This is a genomic window from Sporocytophaga myxococcoides (assembly GCF_000775915.1).
GTDB classification, from domain to species: Bacteria; Bacteroidota; Bacteroidia; order Cytophagales; family Cytophagaceae; genus Sporocytophaga; species Sporocytophaga myxococcoides_A.
This window is the reverse complement of record NZ_BBLT01000006.1, coordinates 89,263-113,236: the sequence shown is the minus strand read 5'-3', so window position 1 is coordinate 113,236 and position 23,974 is coordinate 89,263. Positions and strand designations below refer to the sequence as shown.

Annotated in this window: 13 protein-coding genes; 3 read left to right on the top strand and 10 right to left on the bottom strand. The window is 35.7% G+C overall.

The features are described from left to right. Positions 1 to 16 precede the first annotated feature (16 nt). Together MYP_RS14925 and MYP_RS14920 are read right to left on the bottom strand one after the other, a co-directional pair. The gene (locus MYP_RS14925) at positions 17 to 766 is read right to left on the bottom strand and encodes a LytR/AlgR family response regulator transcription factor (RefSeq protein WP_045464904.1); all 750 of its coding nucleotides are present in this window, start codon (positions 764 to 766) and stop codon (positions 17 to 19) included. An 11-nt stretch (positions 767 to 777) separates the two neighbouring features. Beyond that, a complete protein-coding gene (locus MYP_RS14920) occupies positions 778 to 2,706 on the bottom strand; it encodes a tetratricopeptide repeat-containing sensor histidine kinase (RefSeq protein ID WP_045464903.1) in 1,929 nt (642 codons plus the stop codon). A 194-nt stretch (positions 2,707 to 2,900) separates the two neighbouring features. Here MYP_RS14920 and MYP_RS14915 point away from each other — a divergent pair, with 194 nt between their 5' ends. Further along, complete coding sequence (locus tag MYP_RS14915) at positions 2,901 to 4,073, top strand: vWA domain-containing protein (protein WP_197060091.1); 1,173 nt, start codon at positions 2,901 to 2,903, stop codon at positions 4,071 to 4,073. Between the two features lie 90 nt (positions 4,074 to 4,163). On the opposite strand, the gene MYP_RS14910 is transcribed toward MYP_RS14915, so the two are convergent. Continuing rightward, positions 4,164 to 5,564 carry a hypothetical protein gene (locus tag MYP_RS14910; RefSeq protein ID WP_045464901.1) on the bottom strand — a complete coding sequence of 467 codons (1,401 nt, stop codon included), beginning with the start codon at positions 5,562 to 5,564 and terminating at the stop codon, positions 4,164 to 4,166. Between the two features lie 271 nt (positions 5,565 to 5,835). Here MYP_RS14910 and MYP_RS14905 point away from each other — a divergent pair, with 271 nt between their 5' ends. Continuing rightward, positions 5,836 to 7,758: a DUF1800 family protein gene (locus tag MYP_RS14905; RefSeq protein ID WP_045464899.1), complete on the top strand. Its 1,923-nt coding sequence runs from the start codon at positions 5,836 to 5,838 to the stop codon at positions 7,756 to 7,758. A 26-nt stretch (positions 7,759 to 7,784) separates the two neighbouring features. Then, the gene (locus tag MYP_RS14900) at positions 7,785 to 9,464 is read left to right on the top strand and encodes a DUF1501 domain-containing protein (RefSeq protein WP_052430234.1); all 1,680 of its coding nucleotides are present in this window, start codon (positions 7,785 to 7,787) and stop codon (positions 9,462 to 9,464) included. 143 nt (positions 9,465 to 9,607) lie between these two features. Here MYP_RS14900 and MYP_RS26130 read toward each other — a convergent pair whose 3' ends face one another. The 7 genes from MYP_RS26130 to MYP_RS26775 all read right to left on the bottom strand — a co-directional run bounded on the left by MYP_RS26130 (position 9,608) and on the right by MYP_RS26775 (position 23,959). After that, positions 9,608 to 16,264 (bottom strand): OmpA family protein, encoded by a 6,657-nt coding sequence (locus MYP_RS26130; RefSeq protein ID WP_045464897.1) that lies wholly within the window; start codon positions 16,262 to 16,264, stop codon positions 9,608 to 9,610. Positions 16,265 to 16,644: 380 nt separating this feature from the next. Next, on the bottom strand, positions 16,645 to 17,355 hold the full coding sequence (locus MYP_RS14890; protein WP_052430233.1) for an OmpA family protein: 711 nt from the start codon (positions 17,353 to 17,355) through the stop codon (positions 16,645 to 16,647). Positions 17,356 to 17,815: 460 nt separating this feature from the next. Beyond that, positions 17,816 to 18,187: a DUF3703 domain-containing protein gene (locus MYP_RS14885; protein ID WP_045464895.1), complete on the bottom strand. Its 372-nt coding sequence runs from the start codon at positions 18,185 to 18,187 to the stop codon at positions 17,816 to 17,818. Between the two features lie 104 nt (positions 18,188 to 18,291). Then, a complete protein-coding gene (locus MYP_RS14880; protein WP_045464893.1) occupies positions 18,292 to 19,491 on the bottom strand; it encodes an efflux RND transporter periplasmic adaptor subunit in 1,200 nt (399 codons plus the stop codon). Continuing rightward, a complete protein-coding gene (locus MYP_RS25175; RefSeq protein WP_052430232.1) occupies positions 19,488 to 20,783 on the bottom strand; it encodes an HlyD family efflux transporter periplasmic adaptor subunit in 1,296 nt (431 codons plus the stop codon). Before MYP_RS25175 ends, MYP_RS14880 begins: the two co-directional genes overlap by 4 nt. Then, entirely contained in the window at positions 20,758 to 21,996 is a 1,239-nt protein-coding gene (locus MYP_RS14870) for a TolC family protein (protein ID WP_231570054.1), read from the bottom strand. The genes MYP_RS25175 and MYP_RS14870 overlap by 26 nt, the downstream gene beginning before the upstream one ends. A 25-nt stretch (positions 21,997 to 22,021) precedes the next feature. Further along, on the bottom strand, positions 22,022 to 23,959 hold the full coding sequence (locus tag MYP_RS26775; RefSeq protein ID WP_045464889.1) for an efflux RND transporter permease subunit: 1,938 nt from the start codon (positions 23,957 to 23,959) through the stop codon (positions 22,022 to 22,024). Positions 23,960 to 23,974: the final 15 nt, after the last annotated feature.

Genomic DNA, 23,974 nt, shown 5'->3' with positions numbered 1-23,974 from the left:
ACTCCGATGGTATAAGCTATGACCCGAATCGATCCAGAAAATCTTGTTTCTTTGCGGGAGAAACATCGATTTCAGAGCCATCAGACATTACTACCTGCCCTCCTTTTCCCTTTCTGTACTTCTTAATATATTGAATATTGATTAGATGTGATTTGTGGATCCGCATAAAATCATAGTCTTCTAGCAATCCTTCAAAGTGCTTCAGAGTGCGGCAAATGAGCATCTTTTTACCTTCAGCTAAAATAATATCTGTAAAATTATCATTTGCCTGGCATCTGATGATATCTTTCACATGAATCACCTCAAAGCCTTCCATTGTAGGCAATACAATCTTCTGTAACTGCTTATTTACGATGTTGATATTTTCTATCAATATCTTAGTATGAATGAATTCTTTTGATTTTTCTCTCTGTCCTTTAATTTTATCAACTGCAGAAACAAGTTCGTCAATATCTATCGGTTTGAGGATATAATATGCAGCACTGCAATTAAGAGCTTTCATGGCATAATTGCTAAATGCAGTTACAAATACTGTTTCAAATGTTATTTCTTTCACCTGTTCCAATAAATCAAAAGCATTGCCATATGGCATTTCAACATCGAGAAAAAGTATATCCGGCCGCCACTTTTCAATAACTTCCAAACCCGACTTTACTGAATCTGCAAGACCCACTACTTCTACGTCCATACAGTACTTTTGAATATAATGCAACAAAGTCTCTCTCCCTGAAACCTCATCATCCACGATAACTGCTTTCATTGCCATATTGCTTGATTTTATTTTGTCCCGATTGTAATGATAACCTTAGTTCCGGACTGATTGAATTCATCCAGATCTTCAATCACAACTTTCATCCTCGTTTTGTATAATTCATTAATTATCCCAAGTCTGCTTTCTATATTCTTCATACCAAGAGAGCTGCTTTCCTTCTGGTTTTGGGTTTTAAATTCTATTGATTTTTTTCTCCCTATGCCATTGTCTTCAATCACAACCTCTATCCCGCTCTGCACCTGAGAGATACTGACTTTCAAAAAACCCTTTTTCTCTTTGTATCTTAAACCATGCCATACTGCATTTTCTATATAAGGCTGAATTAACATAGGAGGCATTTCAAGTTCTCTGTTAATGGATTCATCTATCTCAAATTTATAATCAAACTTTTCCGGAAAACGTGAATGCTCCAACTGCAAGTATAGCTCGAGTATTCTTATTTCAGTAGCAATCGGAACAAAATCATACTGACTGTTTTCCATTACAGCTCTCATTAATTTTGAAAAATCAGATAGATATTTATTAGCTGATTTCTCATCATTTTTGGCAATGAAACTATTTACTGAATTCAGTGCATTAAAAATAAAGTGCGGGTTCATCTGGCTGCTTAAGGATTTTAAGGCAAGCTTTTGATTGGAAATCCTTCTTTTACGGGAACTCGCAAATATCAACCAGGTACTTCCAAATACCAGCAACAATCCGGACATTAACCCATAAATGATCAATTGCTGACGCTTTAAACCAGCCTCTCTGATTTTCTTATCCTTTCTCAGTAGGTCAATGGTCTTTTGGTTCAGGGCCATGTCCTTTTCAAGCATCTCCAACTTTTTCTGTCTGGAAATAAGGTCATCCTTACCATATAACAGGTTATTTATCTCATGCTCTCTCTTTGATAAAATGGAATCTTTAAGAGTTATATATTCTTCATACAAAGCCATTGCCTTCTTAAAATTTCCCGATTCTATATAGGCTTTGGACAAGGCCTTTAATCCATCTGCTTTTTTCATCAGGTCTCCGGATTCTTCCGATAACTGTATACCTTTTTCTATGAAGGACATAGCATTTGCAGAGCTCTTTTGTTCCAGATATAAATTACCGACATCGACATATTCTTTTGCAAGTGCATCTTTGTCGTCTAACTTTATATTTACCTCTAATGATTTCTGTTTGGCTTTCAATGCATCATCAATTCTGTTTTGTTTGCTGTAGGCACGACTTATATTATTATAGATATCAGCTTTGGTTTTTTCATCCTTGCTTTCCTTTGCTATTTCCTCAAGCTTTTCATAATGTTTAATAGCCTTATTTGTTTTTTCCTGTTCAAGGTAAACCTTTCCTATTCTGTTGTTCGCTTCAATTATACCATCCTTGTTTTTATCTCTTTCTTCTATAGCAAGCACTGCTGTGTACTCAGCTAAAGCCTGTTGATAATTTCCAAGCAATAGATAGAGATCACCATTTTTATTTCTCCATCTGACTTGCTCTCTTTTGTTAGATGTAGATATTGCATCTTTAATTAACTGATTATTAATCTCAATAGCTTCTTTAGTATTGTTACTTTTTTCATATGAAAATGATAGACTTGTAAGGGTCTCATTTACAAGGGAAGATTCTTTCAAATTTTTAAAGATCTCAAGTGCTTTCAGAAAGTTTTCCTGACCTTTAGAAAAAATACCTTGGTTGGTATTAATTTCTCCAAGCAACTTGTAACATAAACCTTCTAGCCTTTTATCTCCATCTTTAAGGTTCAAAGTCAAGGCTTCCTGGATGTAATCAATAGCCCTGGCTGGATCAGTAACAGCAATTTTTTCAGCTTTATCAATTAGAGAATAAGCTGGATCAGGAGCCGTTTTACTAATTATTACTTTCTTATTCTGTGCATTAAGTTGCACTCCAGCAAACAGAACAAGAACTATCAATGCTAATTTCCGCATCTCAATACATTTAAAACCTCAGCAACAAAACTACAAAATAATTGACTAACAGTTTTTTACAGCAGCTTAAATATTTTCACTAAGTCTTGAATCAATTTCACTAAGTGATATTACCTGTTGCCTCAATTTCACTTTACCCACTTCGTTATTCCATATACCTTTCTGAAAAATTAAAAAATCTTATGGATATGCTAATGAAAAAAAAGACTATTTTTCTATTCACCACATTTTGCTTTGCTTTTGCCTGTTCTCTTTATGGAAATAATTTTCTTTTGCTGTTTAAAAAGAATATTACAGAAAAAGCATTAAACCTTCCTGATCCACCACCTCAGCAAAAAAAAATTAAGGTTGCTCTTCTGCTGGATACAAGTAACAGTATGGATGGACTGATTGAACAGGCAAAATCTCAACTCTGGACTATTGTCAACGAACTTGCTCTGGCTAAATGCGATGGAATCAAACCTACTATTCAAATAGCATTGTATGAATATGGCAATGACAGATTGAATGCTATGGAAGGTTATATTAAAATGGTCACTCCGCTTACTGATGATCTTGATAAAATTTCTGAAGACCTCTTTAAACTGACAACTAATGGAGGTAGCGAATTTTGTGGCCATGTTATTCAAACAGCATGCAAACAATTGGACTGGTCTTCTGACGGAAACGATTTGCAGGTAATTTTTATAGCAGGAAATGAGCCATTTAATCAGGGAGGTGTTCCTTATCAAAAGGCCTGCGCACTGGCAACCTCTAAAAATATAGTAGTCAATACTATTTATTGCGGGCCATACGAGGAAGGGATTGCCGGTCTTTGGAAAAGCGGAGCAGACATTACCAAAGGAAATTATATGAGTATTGAACAGGATAGAAAAACGGTTTATATCCCATCTCCTTATGATGATAAAATTTCCGATCTGAACACCCAATTAAATACCACATATATTGAGTATGGAAGCTTAGGTAAAGAAAAGAAAATAAAACAGGCAGAACAGGATGTGAATGCTGAAAAATATGGAAAAGAAAATAAAGTAATCAGAGCTGTAAGCAAGAGCTCTCATGTGTATAAGAATAAAAGCTGGGACTTGGTTGATGCTTCAGATGAAAAAGATTTTAAATTAGAACAAGTACCTACCTCTGACCTGCCTCAGGAAATGCAGAGCATGACTACTGTTCAGAAGCAGAAGTATATTGAAACCAAGAAAGCAGACAGAGAAAAAATCAAGACAGAAATATATCAGCTGAACATGCAAAGGGAAAAATATATTGCAGAACAGAAAAAATCTGAAGCTTCTGGAAAGTCACTTGACAAGGCAATGATAGAAGCCATAAAAAAACAGGCTGCAGAGAAGAATCTTACTTTTTAATTTTAATTTTTACCTGGAAGAGAAAGGTTATTAGCCTTTCTCTTTTTTTATCGATCAAATCTATTAAAGTGAAGATAATTTCTCTTCCAACTACTCAATAATTAATCTTGTCTTTTCAACGCTACCATCATTCAATTTTATAACAAGTAGATAAATTCCTGCAGAACATTCTGATATGATGCACGCATCTGGTACAAATGTCCAGCCCTTACCATCCATTGCATATAAGAAAAGCTGAGAGATATCATTTGGTCTGTCAAGATAAAATGTGCCAGAACCTGGATTAGGATATACGGCTATTTTATCTATAACTGCATTTTTTTGAGGTATTGATGTAATATCATAGAAATATAGATATTCAGTATCCTTGCGATAAAAATAAGTTACAGGATCCCATATCTCCCTGAGTGCACTAGTCATTTTACCATTCTCCAATCCACGAGTATTGAGGTCAGCAGGAACGGCTAAGGAAAAGTCGTTCTGAAATTCTTCCCTGTATCTCTCATAACCTGTTTCATCATAATACACTTCAAGTCTGTCAATATTATTGGAAGTTTGCTTCACTGAAAACTCATCATACTCCCAAATTGTCCGGGCTATAGTATCACCTGAAGTTCCAAGACTGAAAGATGTGAGCTTCCTGTCATGTCCGTCATAAGTGATTGTCTGAAGTGTAGTATCACCTGATGATGAAACACGAATGTAAGACGATAGAAGAACAGAGTCAGGAGTTAAATCATGATATCGATGGAAATTAAGCTGGAAACGCTTTTCCCTTAGACTATTATTTCCATTGAGGACACGATAAACAGATACAGTATCCAATACATTCTGCTTATAACCATAATGAGTTATTTCACTCACAGTGAGATTTCCAACATTAAATGAATACGTTTGTTTTTCTACTCTTATAACTTGTCCCCCATTATTTCTCAAATAATTCCATCGTACAGAAGGATTTTTAATGATCCTTTGTCCCTCTGAAACATCCCAAAAATTATGCTCCTTAAGGGCTCCGTATTTGTCATATATCCATTCTTCATCCTGCCTCCACTCCCCAACCTCTTCCTGATACTGATTACGGACAAAATAAACAAGCCTGTTACTTCCATCATAATCAAAGGTACAAGTAATGGTAACAGGTCTATCGTCAATGATTGTTTGAAATATCAAAGGTACATCGTCCAGTAATCCTTCATTAGTTTTAATATGTTTCTTAACTCTTCCCATAAAATCATACTCAATAAAATGATTGTAGTAATGTGCTCTTGTTTGAGTGTGATATTCAAAATAATACTCTTCCACCTTTGGAGGATTTCCAACTAAAGGAAGATTTTTTTCATAATAAAATGGCAAATTAGATATCTGACAATAAACCGGAACAGGCAGGAATGAAAAGATCAGCATAACTGAAACAGTCTTGATTTTGCAGCTGTTTCTGATAAGAATGTATGTAATATTTGCTATTAATTTGTAGACAATAAATACCATGATGACAATATTAACATTTAAAAAAGAATTCGAAACTACAGGATCATAATTGTAATTATAAAATATTATTTTGGATTTTCCTTGCTTACTAATTTACCCACCGCTATATTAGCATTCTCATTACTAGTAAAATAGTAAAAAATTTCCCTTCCCTAATTGATGTTTTAAAGAACCTGTAAAGGCCATCACCTTTGTATGATCGTGCATAACACGATGGTTCTTTTTGCTTAATCCCACCCGAAGCAAGATGTTATATTAAACCCATTTTAACATGAAAAACACATTGTCGAGAAGGTCATTTTTAACCATTGACAAAGATCAGGATCCCTTATTAAAGAATATTAGTCCCCATGCAAGAAAAAGCAATGATGGCAATGTAAATGCCCGTTCACAGGGTGACAATTGTACTACTGCCACTTCGGGTGTTAGTCCCTATACAGGTACATTTGGCAGAGCAGAACTTATACATTTGCTTAAACGCACTATGTTTGGGGTAAAAAAATCTGATCTGGATTACTTTACAGGAAAGCCTTTGGCAGAAGTGGTAAACGAGCTGACCAGCGCCCTTCCCTCAGCTATTCCCCATTACCCTTTGAGGGAATACGATTCCACAGTTGGTAAAAATGGGAATGGGACTGTTGATTGGGGTGGTGTCGCTTTAGGTCAAGAATGGGGCCGCCCTGAAAATATACTCTCAGGAAGTGGCGGCCAACTGGGAATATCAGACCCTACTGCAGATAATTTCTGGAGAGACAGATCCCTTCAGAAATGGAACATCGGGATTGCATTGAATCAAGGACGAAATGTATTTGAAAAACTAGTCCTCTTCTGGCTTAACCACTTTGCTATGAACTCTATTACACTTAATTACTCCCAACGATCCTTTCTTTATACAAAACTTATCAGAGAAAATGTCAATACAGATTTAAGGGAACTTGTAAAAGAAATAACCAAAGATCCTGCATATCTGATGTATCTGAATGGCCAGGACAATACTGCTAATTATCCAGATGAAAACTTTGCCCGTGAAATTCAGGAGCTATTTTGTATTGGCAAGGAAGTTCCGTTCGACAAAAGATATACAGAAGATGATGTAAAGATGTTTGCACGTTGTCTTACAGGTCATAAAGGAATTATTTTCAGACAAGGTACTCCCTATAACTTTTTGGGAGCTGACTACGGATTCCAGGTGACGGATCATGACTATGGTACCAAGCATAATCCAGTAAGAGCCCCCAAAAAACTATCTGCGTTTTACAGTAACAAAGTTATTACTGACAGTAATCTTTATGCATCAACTGCAGGTGACAGCGAACTCAATCAACTAGTTGATATCATGTTTGATGATACTGATAAAAACATTTCAACACTTGCAGGTACCGAATTTGAAGGCTGGTCCAGAGCTGATATAGTATCAGATTTTATTGTCAAGAAATTATACAGATGGTTTGTATTCTCTTATATAGACGACAACATAAAGGCTAATGTAATTAAGCCGCTGGCCAATATATATAAGCAAAATAATTTTAAGATACTGCCAGTACTGAAGATCCTCTTTGCAAGTGAACATTTCTTTGATATGCGTCATAGAGGAGCGATGATAAAAACACCTTATGATGTAGTTATTGGTTTATTGAGAACTACCAATGGAGAAGCGCTTGCCAATGTATCAGATGTAAAACAACGTTATTTTCATTATAATGCATTGCACCAGCAATCATTAGGGATGGCAATGGGAGCAATAGAATCACCCAATGTTGCAGGATGGTCTCCCTATTACCAGATGCCTCAGTATCATGAATTATGGATCAACTCTGATACGCTACCAAAGCGTCAGGACTTTGCCAAGCGTTATTGTGGTAATGGAGGCGCAGGAACCTGGTCTTTCGACTCCTTTCAGCCCACTCTGAATCACATAGAATTTTGTAAAACCTTAACTGACCCATCCGATCCAAACGGTCTCATAAACGAGTTGAATGAATTGTTTTTAGGAATACCACTTACTTCCAATCAGAAAAGCACTATAAAGATGCAAACCTTGCTCACCGGACAGACTACTGATAACTACTGGACACAGGCCTGGAATGCAGGGTCTGCTTCAGGTGCCACTACCCAGCAAAAGAATGTAATCACCAGCAGACTGAAATCGTTATTTGATGTGCTTGTAAGACTGGAAGAATTTCAATTAACCTAAAACATAACATACAAAATCTATCAACTATGAATCGCAGAAAATTTATAAATAACGGAATAAAGGCTTGTGCTGCTACAGTGTTTGTAGAACAGATCATGAGAAGCCAGAGCCTATATGCACAAAGCTCTTTTCTTAATGCCATTTCAGGGTCCTGCAGTGACAACATACTGGTTGTAGTGCAACTGTTCGGTGGAAATGACGGATTGAATACATTCATTCCTCTTGACCAATATTCAACATTACAAGGAGTAAGATCCAATGTAATGATCAATGAAAACAATCTGAGATTTGCAACGGCTGTCAATAATGGTATGGCTACCCTTGGAAGCCGTAAAACCACTACCAGCAAATATGCCGATCTGGCTTTTCATCCTGCAATGGAAGGTCTATATAATTTATTTGAAGAAGGAAAAATGTCTGTTGTCATGGGATGCAGCTATGATAATCCGGACTTTTCACACTTCAGAGCTACAGATATATGGATGATGGGTTCGGACTCCAATGAATTTCTTTCTTCAGGATGGATAGGAAGAGAACTGGAAAGTATCTATGGTGGATATGGATTCCCAGATCCAACAGAACTATTAAAACATGGATATGAAGATCCGTTATGCATCAATATGGGATCAGTATCTCCTCTTGCACTGAATGACCTAACCGGTGTAGCTGCAGGAGTTTCCGTTACCTCTATCACAAACGACTATCCACTGCTAGGTGGATATGGAGATCTTGCCCCACAAACATGCGCAGGAGACGAGCTAACCTATTTAAGAAAGGTTTCGGTAGATACAGACAAATATAATGCGCGAATTGTAAGTGCAGCAAGTAAAGTTCCGGACAGTTCATTCCCAAAATCTCTATTATACGGAAATGACCGTTTATCTACAGATCTTAGAAATGTGGCAAGATTGATCAAAGGAGGACTTCAAACACGCGTGTATACAGTTAATCAGGGAGGTTTTGATACGCATACAAGTCAGGTTGGAAGCAATACGTATGATGGAACTCATACAAGTTTACTGAATAGTGTGTCCAGAGCAATATCAGGTTTTCAGCAGGATATTGAAAAAATGGGAGTAGCAGATAAAGTAATAGGGATAGTTTTTACTGAATTTGGAAGAACCGTGAGGTCTAATGGTGGTAAAGGAACAGACCATGGACGCTCCACTCCTATCTGGTTATTTGGCTCATCGCTGAAAGGTGGACGCTATGGTACTAATCCTGAATTGTTAAATCCAGATACTAACAAGGTTGAAACGCAAGTACCTATGCAATTTGATTACCGAAGTGTATACTATTCTGTACTGAAAGACTGGTTTTGCCTAACAGATTCACAACTGGAGTCTGTTTTTGGTGGCCCCGCCAAGGTTGCAAAATTTGCAAAGCAATACCATGACTTATTCCGTTCTGGAACAGTGACTTCCAATACTAACGCATCCAATACCGATCGGATTGATAAACTACATGATGTATATCCAAACCCAATTGAGCAATCGGGCGTCATTTCATTCAATACTACTGGTGGCTCAATATTTATAGAAATTATTGATACCAAAGGGAATAAAGTACGATCATTGATGGAGAAAGAAATAAACCAGGGCTATCATGAAATGGCTTTTGAAAAGCAGGATCTGAAGCCTGGAGTATACTTGGTAAGAATGCGCAAAGAAAATTATCAGACAACTAAAAAACTGGTGATATATTAATTGGTGTAATTACCATTTGTCTGGTGAATTGATTCACAAATATTGCCCCGGTTTTTAAAACGGAATGTGGAAGGCAAAATTAATGAAAAAAGTCCGCACATTAAGTACGGACTTTTTTAAACTATTACTTAAACTTTATTCTATCACTTAGCAGAAAGTGATGGAGTAATAAGAACGAACTCAACTCTTCTGTTATTCGACTTACCTTCTTTAGTAGAATTGGTATCGATAGGCTTAGATTGTCCAAAACCTCTGGATTCAAGTCTTTGGCTGTCTATACCCATTTTTATCAATGCTTCTTTGATAGCTTTTGATCTGTCATCAGAGAGGATTTTATTCTTTGTCGGATCTCCATCACTATCAGTGTGACCTTCAATACTGAACATCAACTCAGGGTGTTCTTTCATCACAGTTGCAATCTTCATGATTTCAGGGAATGACTCCATTTTAATAGTTGCCTTACCTACATCAAAAAGGATATTTCTGGTTACGAATTTACCTTGGCTCATAATCTGATCATAAAGGGTCATACCTTCTTTAGGTGTACTTACAGAGCAACCATTAACATCTGTTACAGTTACTGAGTATTGGCCCATTTTAAGACCGATTATATCTTCGGTTGTCTTTCCATTGCTCCACTGATAAGAATAAGGACCCACCCCACCAGTGACAGAAATAAAGATCGCACCGCTGCTGTCCCCACAACATTTAACTGTCCATAGAGAGTCAATCTTAAGCGAAAGAGGATTTGGTTGTGTGATATCTACAGAAACGGAGTTAAGACAACCATTAGCATCACTAATCAAAGCAGAATAGCTTTCTGCAGGTAGATCGAAAAGATCTTTAACGTTGGTTGCATTACTCCATTGATATTTGTATGGAGGAACTCCTCCCTCTACATCAAGTTCAATTGATCCTTTTTTCTCTCCATAACAAAGAATGTCAGTAACTTTGGCAATTTTCGCAGTGAACAAAGTAGGTTCTGTAATTGTAGCAGTAATATTACTAACACAACCATTTCCTTCTGTAATTGTCAAAGAATATTCTCCAGCAGGCACTCTTATCAAATCCTGAGTAGTTGCCCCATTATTCCACTGGTAGCTATAAGGAGGAACACCTCCGCTGACACTAACATGGATTTCGCCGGAAGTATCAGAGTAACATTTTAAATTCATAATAGCATCTAACGACTTCACAAGCATTGCCGGCTGCTCAATAGTAGTTTTAAGAATCTTGCTGCACCCTAAAGCATCAGTGATGGTTACAGAATAATCTCCACTAGGAACGTTCTGGATATTCTGCGAAGTTTCACCATTACTCCATTTGAAATTATATGGAGCAACACCACCTTTTACAGATATGATTACTTCACCTTCACTTAGCCCATTACATTTCATATGCTGAACACTTTCAATAGAGGTTACCAGTTCTGATGGTTCTGAAATATCAGCAGTCAAAGTCTCCATACAACCATTATGATCTTTGATCTTAACAGTATAGCTTCCAGCATTTAAGCCTGAAATATTTCTCACAACAGCTCCATTGCTCCAGTTATATAAATATGGCTGAGTACCACCCGTTACTGAAATATTGATGGCCCCCTGACGACTACCCTGACATGAAATATTACTTACAGAATCCAACTTTACTGAAAGTAAAGAAGGCTGGTTCACTTTCACATTGATACTATTATTTGTACAACCATTTTTATCAGTAACAGTGAGGTTATAATCACCTGCCTCAATTCCGGTAATATCCTGGGTTGTAGCTCCATTATTCCAGTTGTAAGAATAAGGTTCAACGCCACCTGAAACTGTAACATTAATTTCACCAGAGCTTTCGCCAAAACACTTGATATCTTTTAAGTTATCCAATACAGCAGAAAGTAGTTTAGGCTCCTCAATAGTAGCTTCCGCCTTTGATGTACATCCTTTCGCATCAGCAATCACTACACTGTATTTACCAGATTTCAAATTCTGCAAATTTTGCAGTGAATCACCACTATTCCATTTAAAATTATATGGAGCAGTTCCTCCAGATACTGAAAGGTTTATTGAACCTGACTTTTCTCCTGCACATAAATTACTCTTTACTGAAATAACGCTTGCTGTTAGTTTTTCCGGCTCCGTGATTGATTCAGCAACAGTTTCTGTACATCCGTTAGCATCAATAATTTTCACTGAGTAGTTGCCTTTGCTCAAACCTGTTATATCTTGCACTTTAGCCCCATTGCTCCAGCTATAGCTATAAGGTGCAACACCACCTTCAACAGAAAGATCAAGAGCTCCTTTATTATCACCAAAGCAAGATAAATTTTTAACATCAATGATTTTAGCTGTAAGTACTGATGGCTGTTTTACAGTAACTTTCTCTGAACTTAAGCATCCATTCTTATCGGTAACGCTTATTGAATATGTTCCCGCAGCTATACCACTCAAATCCTGAGTTCTGGCACCATTGTCCCAAACAAAACTATAAGGAGGTACACCACCGGTAATTGTTGTGGTTATAGAGCCAGAATTATTCTCAAAACAAGAAAGATTTTTAACATCAGCAACTTTTAGTTTTAATGCCGAAGGCTGAGTGATATTTGCTTTTAAAGTCTGTGTACTTCCATTTGCATCTTTAATTAACACAGAGTAAGATCCGACAGGAATATTGGTAAGATCTTCAGAAGATGATCCGTTACTCCAGGTAAAAGAATAAGGAGGATTACCACCTGTTACTGCTATATTGATAGCACCGGAAACTTCGCCTGCACAGCGGATATTAGATACTGATTCTATGGTAGCGACTAATGAAGAAGGCTCCTCAATAATAGCACTGACAGATTTTAAGCATCCGTTGGCATCTGTAATAAGACAAGTATAATTCCCAGCAGGAGCTGCAGTTAAATTCTGCGCAAAGGTACCATTGCTCCAGCTAAACTTGTATGGAGCAACTCCACCAGAAACTGAAACTGAAATTGCACCAGTGTTTTCTCCGTATCGGATAATGTTTTTTACTGATTCAACTTTTGCAACTAAGCTTGACGGCTGGTTGACCGTCGCTGAAATAGTTTTACCCATACAACCATTTGCATCAGAGAGAGTGACAGAATATGAACCAGCACCCACTTCAGTTAAATCTTGTGTAGATGCTCCGTTACTCCATTTATAAACATAAGGTCCCGTTCCACCTACAACAGTGATATTTACAATTCCACTTTTATCGCCATTACACTGAACATGTTTTACTGACTCTAGTGATTGAGTCAAAACTGCAGGGCTAGAAACCTTAGAGGACAATGTTTCTACGCACCCCTTAGCATCAGTAATTGTTACGGTATAATTTCCAGCCGATAATCCTTTAAGATCTTCTGTAGTTGCCCCATTGCTCCACTTAAAATTATATGGAAGAGATCCGCCTTTTACAGATATATTAATAGAGCCGGTTGTATCTCCGAAACATGGAATATTTTTAACCGCATCTACAGTAGCTGTTAACATTGCAGGCTGGTTAATCTCCTGATTTAAAGTTGTAATGCATCCTTTCGCATCTGAAACCCTAACTGTATAATTTCCGGCAGGAACATCCATAATATCCTCAGTAGTAGCACCATTACTCCAAGTATAAGAATAAGGACCTACTCCACCTTTCACAGAAACACTTATAGCTCCTTTTTTCTCTCCATAGCAATTGATGTGTTTTACAGCATCAAGAGTTACAACCAGCACAGGAGGTGCTGTGATATTTGCAGATAAATTTTTCTGACAACCGTTAGCATCGGAAACTTTTACGGAATAATTACCAGCAGCAACATTTGTTAAATCTTCTGTTTTAGCACTGTTGCTCCAGCTGTAAGAGTAAGGGCTTGTACCTCCTTTAACAGAAATATTAATGATACCGGTATTTTCCCCATTACATTCAACATTTGTTATAGATTCAATGGAAGTGACCAATACAGTTGGCTGAGAGATAGTGGCTGATATATTTTCAGTACATCCATTAGCATCAGATACTTTTAAAGAATAAGACCCCGCTTTTAATCTTGAAATATCTTCAGATGTAGATCCGTTTGACCACCTATAAGAATATGGAGTAACTCCACCTTTAGCAGACACTTGAATTGATCCTGTACTATCACCATTACATTTAACATCTGTCACACCATCAAGTTTTACCTGAAATAAAATAGGTTCTGAAATTTTAGAACTTGCTATTTTTTTACATCCTACAGCATCTGTTACAGTTACTGAATATAAACCAGCAGGAACATCCAATATATTTTGTGTCACTGCTCCGTTATTCCAAATATATGTATATGGTGTAACCCCACCTTTAACAGAAATATTTACAGCACCTTTACTTTCTCCAAAACACTTAATATCTTTAGACGATTCTACGGAAACCTCCATCAGGGAATTTTGATTGATCTTAGCAGACAAAGTATCTTTACATCCATGAGCATCTGCGATACTTACTGAATAGGAACCAGCCTTAACACCAACTAAATCCTGAGAAGTAGCTCCATTATTCCATTTATAAGAATATGGAAGAACACCACCTGAAACTGAGATATTAACTGCACCTTTGCTGTCTCCGTTACAATTAATGTTAGTAACAGACTCCAAAGTAGATACTACTTTAGTAGGTTGAGTAATTGTTGCACTTAAAGAATTAGAACATCCGTTAGCATCAGAAACATTTACAGTATAACTTCCAGCTATCGCATTACCAAGGTCTTTTGAAGTTGCCCCATTACTCCACTTATATGTATATGGAAGAACACCACCAGCTACTGAAATATTTATAGCACCATTATTACCACCATTACAGCTAACATCTTTCAGAGATTGTTTATCAACAGTAAGAAGGGCTGGTTGAGTAACATTCGCTTTTACGGTCTTAAAACAACCTTTAGAATCCGTAACCTTAAGAGAATAATCTCCTGAACCAATATTAATAAGGTCTTTTGTTGCAGCACCATTACTCCAAGAATACGAATATGGAGCTATACCACCACTAACCGATATATTAATGGCACCGGATTTATTTCCAAAACATAAGATATTTTTTACTTCACTAACTTGTAAAGAAATTGCAGGAGATTCTGTAATTGTTGCACTAACAGAAGTTAAACAACCATTAGCATCTTTAATCTCCGCTGAATAATTTCCAGCTGGAATATTCACAAGATCTTCAGTAATTGTTCCATTACTCCACCTAAATGTATAAGGCTTAACACCACCACCAATTGAAACATTTACAGCTCCTTTATAATCTCCATTACATAAAATATTTTCTACAGCCTCTACTTTGGATGTAAAAGGTTCCGGTTGATTAATAACAAAACTCAAGCTTTTAGTAATACCATTAGCATCCATTACTTCAACTGAGTAATTACCTGCTCCAACTCCGGAAAGGTTCTGCGTAATAGCGCCATTATTCCACTTAAATTTATATGGAGCCACGCCACCAGTTACTACAATTTGAATTTCTCCTTCTTTGTTTCCATTACATTTTACGTCTTTCAGATTATCAAGCTTTAAAGAAAGTAATTGAGGCTGAATGATATTTACTATCACAGTTTTGCTACACCCTGTAGCATCGGATACAATTACTGAATAACTTCCAGCCTGAAGACCTGAAACATCTTTAGTAGTTGCACCATTAGTCCATTTATAAGAATAAGGGGGAACGCCACCATCCACTTTAATGTTTATCGAACCATCTTTTCCACCGAAAAAGGAAACATTTTTAAGTTCACCTAAAGCAGCACTTAATAATGGAGGCTGATTGATTGTTGCAGATATCGACGTTTTACAACCATTGAAATCGATTACATTTAAAGAATAAGTACCTGCCGTGATCCCTGTAATATCTTGAGTTGTTGCTCCATTACTCCATTTATATTTAAAAGGCCCTACCCCTCCGTGAACTGAAACATTTATAGCACCACCTTTATCGCCATGGCATTTAATATGTTTCAACTCATCTATTTTTAAAGTCAGCTTCTCCGGCTCTTTTACATTTGTAGTAGATGCTTCCTGACAGTTATTGGCATCAGTAACGACTACATAGTATTTACCAGCAGGCACATTCGAAAGATCTTCTTTGGTAGATCCATTGTTCCACAAATAACGATATGGAGGAACACCACCAGAAACTGAAATATCAACTTTACCAGTACTATCCCCATAACACTTTATGTTTGAAACATCATCAATGGACCTAACAATTAAAGGTTTCTGCTCAACATTAACTGATAGAATTTCCTGGCAATTGTTAGCATCGGAAACCAAAACTGAATAAGTACCTGCTGGTACATCATGAATATCCTGAGTGGTACTACCGTTACTCCAGCTGTATTTATAAGGCTCTACACCACCCTTAACTGATATTTCAACCAATCCTTTCTTAAATCCAAAGCACAATATATGAGCGACAGAATCTGTTTGAACACTTAACTTAGGTGGTTCAGAAACTTCTACTATTATTGAATCCTTACATTTATAAGAATCTGATACATATAGTTTATATGTACCGGCTTTAAGACCAGTTATATCCTGTGTTGTAGCCCCGTTACTCCATTTGTATGTATATGGAGGAATACCACCGGTCACATTTATATCAATGGCACCTTTATTGTCTCCATTACATAAATTGTTCTTTAAATAGACTAGCTTAACATTAGTCAGAGTTGATTGAGTAATTCTTACTCCTGAATTATTTTCATCAGTCTGCCCATATCCATGAGAAAATATGAATAAAAGCAAGAGTGAAAATAATATATGCTTAATCTGTCGTTTTAAATGCATATAATTAGGTTATCGATTAATAATGCTGTAGAAAAATTTGATACCAATAAACCACGATACTTTCCTAATTATTAACATTCAATATATGGCTACCTTTCCCTCTAAAAAGAAAAGAATCACAAGAATTTTTCTTAGGTGTATTGATTTAAAGTAAATCTGCGAAACAGGAATCTATACTCCTGTAATAAGTTAGCTGATAATTGACCGAACTAGAAGCTTGATTATTCCAATATCTAAATTCATTAAGTACAAAAAATCAAGCGCTATTAACTGGAATAATTTTAAGTGAACCTGCATTCATATTTCTGTTTGTAAATTTTCTTCGATAAAACATTGTTTAATAATTAATAAAATGACCTAAATCAAAATAAACAGTATACTTACTCGAACATCACCTTTACCTCTGTTCGCCTGTTCTTACTTCTTCCTTCCTGAGTTTCATTGGATGCTATTGGATAGTTTTCTCCATAACCTTTAGCATATACACGAATGGGATCTACTCCTTTGCTTAATAAATAATCCCTAATAGCATTTGCCCTTCTCTGAGACAACCTCAGATTATCCAAATCATCTCCTATATTATCTGTATATCCAGCAATTTCAGCAACAAACATAGGATTTGTAACAAATGTGTTGGCTAAAGAATCCAATGTAGGCTGAGATTCAATCTTTATATCCCATTTATTCGGATCAAAATAAATATTTTCAAGTTTATAGGTCCTTCTGAAATCCATAGTAAAAGTCATCATATAATTCTGGACAATTTCCAGAGGACCTTTAACATTGGGAACTTGAGATGTAAAATCATATTCAAATCCCATCTTTGTCACTTTAACATTATATTTCTTTCCCTTTGGTACAATGAGTGTAAATTTTCCATCCTCATCTGTAAGGCCTTTTTTATTGTAAGTTTTATCTTCACTTTTAATTATATAGACAATATTCTTTTCAGGTATTTTATTTTTGTCAGTAACTATTCCTATTAAAACCGCTTCTGTCTCTTTGGCATTAAGATTATTCACAAGGTTCTGTGATTTCAAACCTGATGCTGTAATACATAATGATAAAATGATATAAAATGCGTTTCTCATAATCGACATATAGGTTTAGTATATATATAAAATTATATATACATCAACACCTCGACCATATACGACGATTTTATACCGATGTTTTAAGCAAATTCTAAAAATTATAAAGGCAGTACTTTATTTTATACAAGGTAATTCAACTCTCCCCCCTTCAAATATTAGCAAACAATAATTTATACAGACATAAAAATATTTATACACAGACAAAATTATTTACTAATATATCTTTAATAATTTCCATGTATGTATCCTTTTATATAATTTTTCGTATTGAACAAAATAGAAAATAGGGAGGCATAAAGTATATAAACAAAAAATGGATAATAATTAACACTAAAAATATTCAACCAGTTAAGATAAAGATCAAAAATAAGGGACAATAAAATATCCCTTATACTTTTACAACTATTAACTTAATAAAAGAGTAATTGAAAAGAGGTAAAAAATCAATGCTTCCAAATTAGTTATCACCATATAGTGATAATATCTCTTTAAGGTCTTTAGGAATTTCCATAGGTTTAAGAGGCGGAACATTGGCCCCACCAGTATTGCCAACTGGTATTTTACCTACGAACGATTTTACACCACCAACAAGCAGACGTGGAATTTGTCCGATTACTTCATTGTAACTTTTTATCCTGATTCCGAACTTCAACATGAGCCAATGAGCGTATGAATGTTCTAAAGGATAAGCCTGTCCAAGTATATGGGCTCTCTCCAAATGCCTCCAAGCTGCTTGAATCTCACCTGATTTAATAGCTTCGTGGTATAAATTTATTTCATAATCGAAATAGATCTTTAATTTCTCAGGAATTTTAAAGTGAAGTTTCATGATAAATTTATTTTAAATAATTCAATTAATTCATTAGATCGATATAAATATTTTGAATCAAAGACTGTCATAATATCTGATCATTGATATGCTTAAAATCGAAGTTACATATCGGACATATTATGCCCTTCCATAGCTCCTCCACCTTTCTTTAAAATATACTCACTCTGTAAAAGATAAGAACCTGATATTACTACTGTGTCACCTTCATTTAATCCATGAAGAATAGAAACTCTATCTCCTGAAACCTCTCCTATATGTACCATTCTGGATTCATAAACACCCGCTTTTTTTATCCATACCATGCCTCCTTTACTGTCTCTAATAACCGCATTGGATGGAACTACCAATGACTTGACATTTGTTTCATGCCAATATATATTGGCATGCATTCCTGGTCGTATAACAGGTAAATCAGGTACAATAAGAATCCGAACAATAGTAACAGCCGAACCTGAGGTTACCTGAGGCAATACTTCAATTACTTTCCCTTCAATAAAATAATTTTCTGTACCATCAATCATTACATCAACAGTATTTCCCTTTTTGATTTTTGAAACTTCAGAAGAGTAAAACTTTCCTTCAACCCAAAGAGTTTTATAAGTTCTAAGTTCAATCAACGGATTTCCTTCCATCACAATAGCTCCTTCTGTAATATTAATTTTATTGATATAGCCAGAATAGGGACTTTCAATCGGAAATGGGATAACAGGTTTATTCTGATTTTTAACTTCCTCAATTTGTCTTTCTGATACCCCCCATAATTCAAGCTTATTTTTAGCTGCATTTATAATAGTTTGAGAAGTTATATCCCTGGGATCTTCTTTAATCCTTTTAATAGCACTGATCAATTCACTTTGAGTAGAAGCTAACGTTTCAGAGTAAATTTTATATATTATATCTCCTTTTTTTATGTAGTCTCCCTTAGTTTTGAAGTTTAACTGATCTACACGCCCATTCAATCTGGCATTAATAAAAATGGTTTTGTTCTCATCCTCTTTAACAATTCCAGTGGCAAAAATTTTGTTATCGACATAGTCATACCCTACTGTTAATGTTTTGATGTTGGCTAGCTTTTCTTGCTGCGCACTTAATTTCAAACCTTTAGAATTATCCATTTTCACTGGTGTTAAATCCATTTTACAGATAGGACATTTACCAGGTTTTTTCTCCATCACTTGAGGGTCCATTGAACAAGTATAATAGATAGAATCATCATGAGTATGATCAGAATGATTGGTTCTATTTTCACAGGAAAATAAAACCATTAAGCCGAATAGTATTAATATATAAAGTTTCATCATTGTTTTACTTTTATAAATGCTTCACTATCTACTAGGTAAGAGGCTACAGGAGCAATACTGTCATTTTCTGCCAAACCATAAATTACTTCAGTCCAACCACCTTCTGCAACGCCTGTCCTTACTTCTTTTGCGACGTACCCTACTTTTTCCTTTACGAATACAGCTGAAACAGATTTCCCCAAGTGTAGAACTGATAATTCAGGAATCAATATTTTTTTTTCTTTCATTCTATTAACAGTAATATTTCCTTCAACTAAAGTTCCGATGATTAAACCTTTTTGATCTTTGTAATTCAGGTAAATCCTCACAGTATAAAAATCATTCCTGGCATCAAATGACTTTTCAATAAAGTCAATTTTACCATTATAAGTTTCTTTATTAATTTTCAATTCTACTTCCTCTCCTTTTTTGACCATAGGTATATCTCTAGGTAGAACCTTAAACAAAGCCCATATACTTCTTTCATTTACTATTGTAAAAATTAAGTCGCCTTTTGTAACATAACTGCCTTCTTTAATAATAGGTCTGATGGTTTTCATTTCACCAGATCCACTTTGCATGGCATCTTCATTGGAAGAAGAGGGCCATACTAAACCCTGAGCTGCAATGTCACTTCCCTGTTCTAAAAAATGTAGGTGTCCTGTATAAGGTGAATAAATAGGAATAAAAGCATTTACTTTACCTGTTTTTTCCATTTCCTTAATGGAGGAAGCAGTCATTCCCAGATTAATTAACTTTTGATATAAAGCATACAGAATACTTCTTTCATCATCGGTGACTGATTTATAAATAAGCAAATATTCATTCTGTGCAGTTTGAAGCTCTGGACTATAGACCTCCATAAGTAACTGCCCCTTTTGAACTCTTTCAAATTCATACTTTGCATAAAGCTTTTCTATTCTTCCGGAAACACGAGCAGAAATACTATTAGTCAGATTAGGATTATAGGTTAAATACCCCTCTGCCTTAAAGTGATTTGCAGCCATATTGACCATTGGAACAATAGGTTTCAGAGATGAAATCACCATTTGATTGGTTGGTTCCGAAAGATAACTTAATGTATCTCTTCCCTGAGGCACTAGCTCCAGGTCCATTTCGCATTTAGGACAGATACCTGGCTTATTTGATAATATTTCTGGATGCATAGGACAGTGATACTTATCACTGCTAGTTATTGTATCATGTTTTACTTCATGCTCTTCATTCCTATCTGATTTTGGTTTACATGAAGCAGAAAGAAGAAACAATGACATAATGATTGCTATACTAAAATAATTGTAGTTGCTTTTCATATTCAGCCTGCAAAAGCAGTAGTTTTAAGATTATGTCTTCATATTGAATTTTTGCCATCTGAAAATTCATTTGAGCATCAAGCGCAACAAATAGTCCATCAGTATTTTGTGCGTAAGCCATCATTGCGAGATCATATGTTTTTTTTAAAGATGGTAAGATCATTGTCTTATATAATTCCATCTGATATTTGGCAGAGGAAATTTCATTTTTTAATCCATAAATCATTCCGACGGATTCATTCAGAATGGCCTGCTTCTGACTATAATAAGCTTTTATCTGGTGATTATAAGCTAATACATTGGAACGATACATCTTTGATGACCACGGAGCAATAGGAATGCTCATCATACCCATCAATGTAAACTGATTAGGGTTTTCACCAAAAGCAAACATATGGCCAAATTCAATACCGAAATCCGGACGGGATTTATAACGTTCCACCTTTTGCTTTAAATGAGTAGCGTTTATATTATTATCTAACACCAGTATATCACTTCGGTTAGATCTTATCTGGACTGTATCAACTAAAGATAGTTCATAATCTTTTATCACAATCTGAGAATCCACCTCAAATAAATTTTCTTCCTTTCTATTCATCAGAGAGCTGAGATAATACAATTTTTGTTTTCTTTCATTCTCTAACATAATACTTTCGTTCTGCAGCTGAGCTTTTTGAGACTTTCCTTTATATATATTTGAAAGCATTTCCTGATTATAAGCTATTTTGCTTTCACCAAAAGTTATCATAGTCTCCAGAGTTTTTTCAGCTTCATTGAGAATGAGGATTTTTCGATCGATAATCTGAATTTCACTAAATAACTTTTTAGCATCATAAAGCAGTTTATTGGCGTTTGCATTACCTGATTCTGTCTCAATAGAGGATACCTTCTTTAAATACTCCTGATTAGCCTTTAATCTTGAAGGATTGGCAATCATCTGTTTTCCCTGAATCATGAAACTACCCATTCCAGGCATCTTTTCGTTCATACCTTTAAAAGACTCAATCTGAGGACGCCAATAATAAGTCTTATATGGTGTCATAAAAAAGCCTGCACCTATTTGTGGTGCTTCCCAAGCTCTTGCGCCTTCTGCCATTGCTTCCATAGACTTTGCCTGCTGTCTGTACATTTCCAACTCCGGATTCTCAGACAAAATCACAACCTTAACAGAATCAAACGTAATTACTTGCGCCAAGGTCTTAAAGCAAAGCATAGCAAAAATTATGGATAATAAATATTTATTCTTTAACATCGAGTATTTCAATTTTTCCTTTTTTGTTCAATTCATATTCTTTCATCATCTCAAATACAATTGGAGTTACCAGAAGAACATATATTACAGATGAGATTGTCCCTCCTATAAGAGGTACCGTAATGGGAAGCATAATGTCACTTCCTACCCCTGTAGCCCAAAGAATAGGAACAAGTCCAAAAAGTGAAACAGAAACAGTCATCAGTTTTGGTCTTAATCTTTTGGCTGCACCTCTGATCACATATTCACGCAAATCTTTATTGGTAATACTTTTCCTGGAATTACCTTTTTCTAGAACCAGATATTGCATCGCCTCATTCAGGTATATAACCATAAGCATTGCTGTCTCAATGGCCATTCCGAACAATGCTATAAAGCCCACTGCAACAGCTACTGAGAGATTTATTCCATAGAAGAAGACCATAAATACACCACCCACAAGTGCAAAGGGTACAGTAATCATAGTTGCTACAGCTTCTTTTGCCGATTTATAAGTATAATACAAGACCATAAAAATGATAAAGATTACAATAGGCATAATTAGCTTTAATGTTCTGTTAGCATGAATTTGATTTTCCCATTGTCCGCTCCATTCAATAAAGTATCCCTTAGGCATTTGAGATATCATCCTGTTTAATCTTTCCTGGGTTTCTTCTACAGTACTCCCCAAATCACGATCACGAACATTAAATAGAACAGTTCCCCGTAACATTGCATTTTCTGAGTTGATCATAGGAGGCCCTTCAGACAATCTGATATCAGCAACATCCGAAAGAAGGATAGTTCCAAACTGCATTGTTTGTACCGGAAGGCGCTTCAAATCTTCAAGACTTTCACGATAAGCCTGAGCAACTCTTGCATTTACAGAAAATCTTTGTCGACCTTCAACAGTAGTGGTAAGACTCATTCCTCCCAATGCACTTTCAACAACCATATTAACGTCATCGACAGTGAGACCATATCTTCCGATGGCTTCTTTCTTCACATTAATATCAATATATTTTCCTCCGACAATAGGTTCAACATACAAATCTTTAACACCCTCCACATCCTTCAATGATTCTTTTATTCTATTAGATAAGTAATAAATGGAATCTATATTTTGTCCATAAACCTTTATACCAACGTCTGTTCTGATCCCTGTAGACAGCATATTGATTCTGTTAATTATAGGCTGTGTCCAGCCATTAGTCACACCTGGAATCTGTAATTTTGCATTTAATTCATTAATAATATCATTCTTGGTAATTCCTTTTCGCCACTCTGCTTTTGGCTTCAGAAGTATAATAGTTTCTATCATACTTATTGGTGAATTATCTGTAGCTGTCGAAGCCCTACCTGCTTTTCCTAAAACATGTACAACTTCCGGAACCGATTTAATTAATTTATCCTGAATTTGTAATAACCTTTTTGCTTCTGAATTAGAGACGTCTGGTAATGTCACCGGCATGAATAAGAGAGAACCTTCATCTAGGGGGGGCATGAACTCTGAGCCAAGACGAGAAAGCATAAAACCTCCAGCTAATAACAGTGCTACATTAATTACAATAACTGTTTTTCTCCAGTGTAAGCACCATGTTAAAATAGGTGTATAAATTTTTTCCAAGGTCCTGGTTATAGGATTTTGATCTTCCGGTTTTAATCGACCTTTTAGAAAAAACGATATAAGTACCGGTGTTAAGGAAATAGCAAGAAAGGCATCAACCAATAATATAAATGTCTTTGTCCAGGCCAATGGATGAAACAACTTTCCCTCCATACCTGTAAGAAGAAATACAGGTAAAAAAGAGGCAATTACCACAATCGTAGAAAAGAATACTCCAGGTCCAACTTGCTTTGATGAATAACTGATAATCTCCATTCTCTCCTCTCCCGCAAGTGGATCTGAATCTCTTCTAAATAATTTTGCAAATAAATTTTTCATTTAATATATTCTTTT

Bases quoted from the DNA above. Each gene is read 5' to 3' on its own strand.
- MYP_RS14925 (WP_045464904.1), bottom strand. From the start codon at position 766: ATGGCAATGAAAGCAGTTATCGTGGATGATGAGGTTTCAGGGAGAGAG.
- MYP_RS14920 (WP_045464903.1), bottom strand. From the start codon at position 2,706: ATGCGGAAATTAGCATTGATAGTTCTTGTTCTGTTTGCTGGAGTGCAA.
- MYP_RS14915 (WP_197060091.1), top strand. From the start codon at position 2,901: ATGAAAAAAAAGACTATTTTTCTATTCACCACATTTTGCTTTGCTTTT.
- MYP_RS14910 (WP_045464901.1), bottom strand. From the start codon at position 5,564: ATGGTATTTATTGTCTACAAATTAATAGCAAATATTACATACATTCTT.
- MYP_RS14905 (WP_045464899.1), top strand. From the start codon at position 5,836: ATGAAAAACACATTGTCGAGAAGGTCATTTTTAACCATTGACAAAGAT.
- MYP_RS14900 (WP_052430234.1), top strand. From the start codon at position 7,785: ATGAATCGCAGAAAATTTATAAATAACGGAATAAAGGCTTGTGCTGCT.
- MYP_RS26130 (WP_045464897.1), bottom strand. From the start codon at position 16,264: ATGCATTTAAAACGACAGATTAAGCATATATTATTTTCACTCTTGCTT.
- MYP_RS14890 (WP_052430233.1), bottom strand. From the start codon at position 17,355: ATGAGAAACGCATTTTATATCATTTTATCATTATGTATTACAGCATCA.
- MYP_RS14885 (WP_045464895.1), bottom strand. From the start codon at position 18,187: ATGAAACTTCACTTTAAAATTCCTGAGAAATTAAAGATCTATTTCGAT.
- MYP_RS14880 (WP_045464893.1), bottom strand. From the start codon at position 19,491: ATGATGAAACTTTATATATTAATACTATTCGGCTTAATGGTTTTATTT.
- MYP_RS25175 (WP_052430232.1), bottom strand. From the start codon at position 20,783: ATGAAAAGCAACTACAATTATTTTAGTATAGCAATCATTATGTCATTG.
- MYP_RS14870 (WP_231570054.1), bottom strand. From the start codon at position 21,996: ATGCTTTGCTTTAAGACCTTGGCGCAAGTAATTACGTTTGATTCTGTT.
- MYP_RS26775 (WP_045464889.1), bottom strand. From the start codon at position 23,959: ATGAAAAATTTATTTGCAAAATTATTTAGAAGAGATTCAGATCCACTT.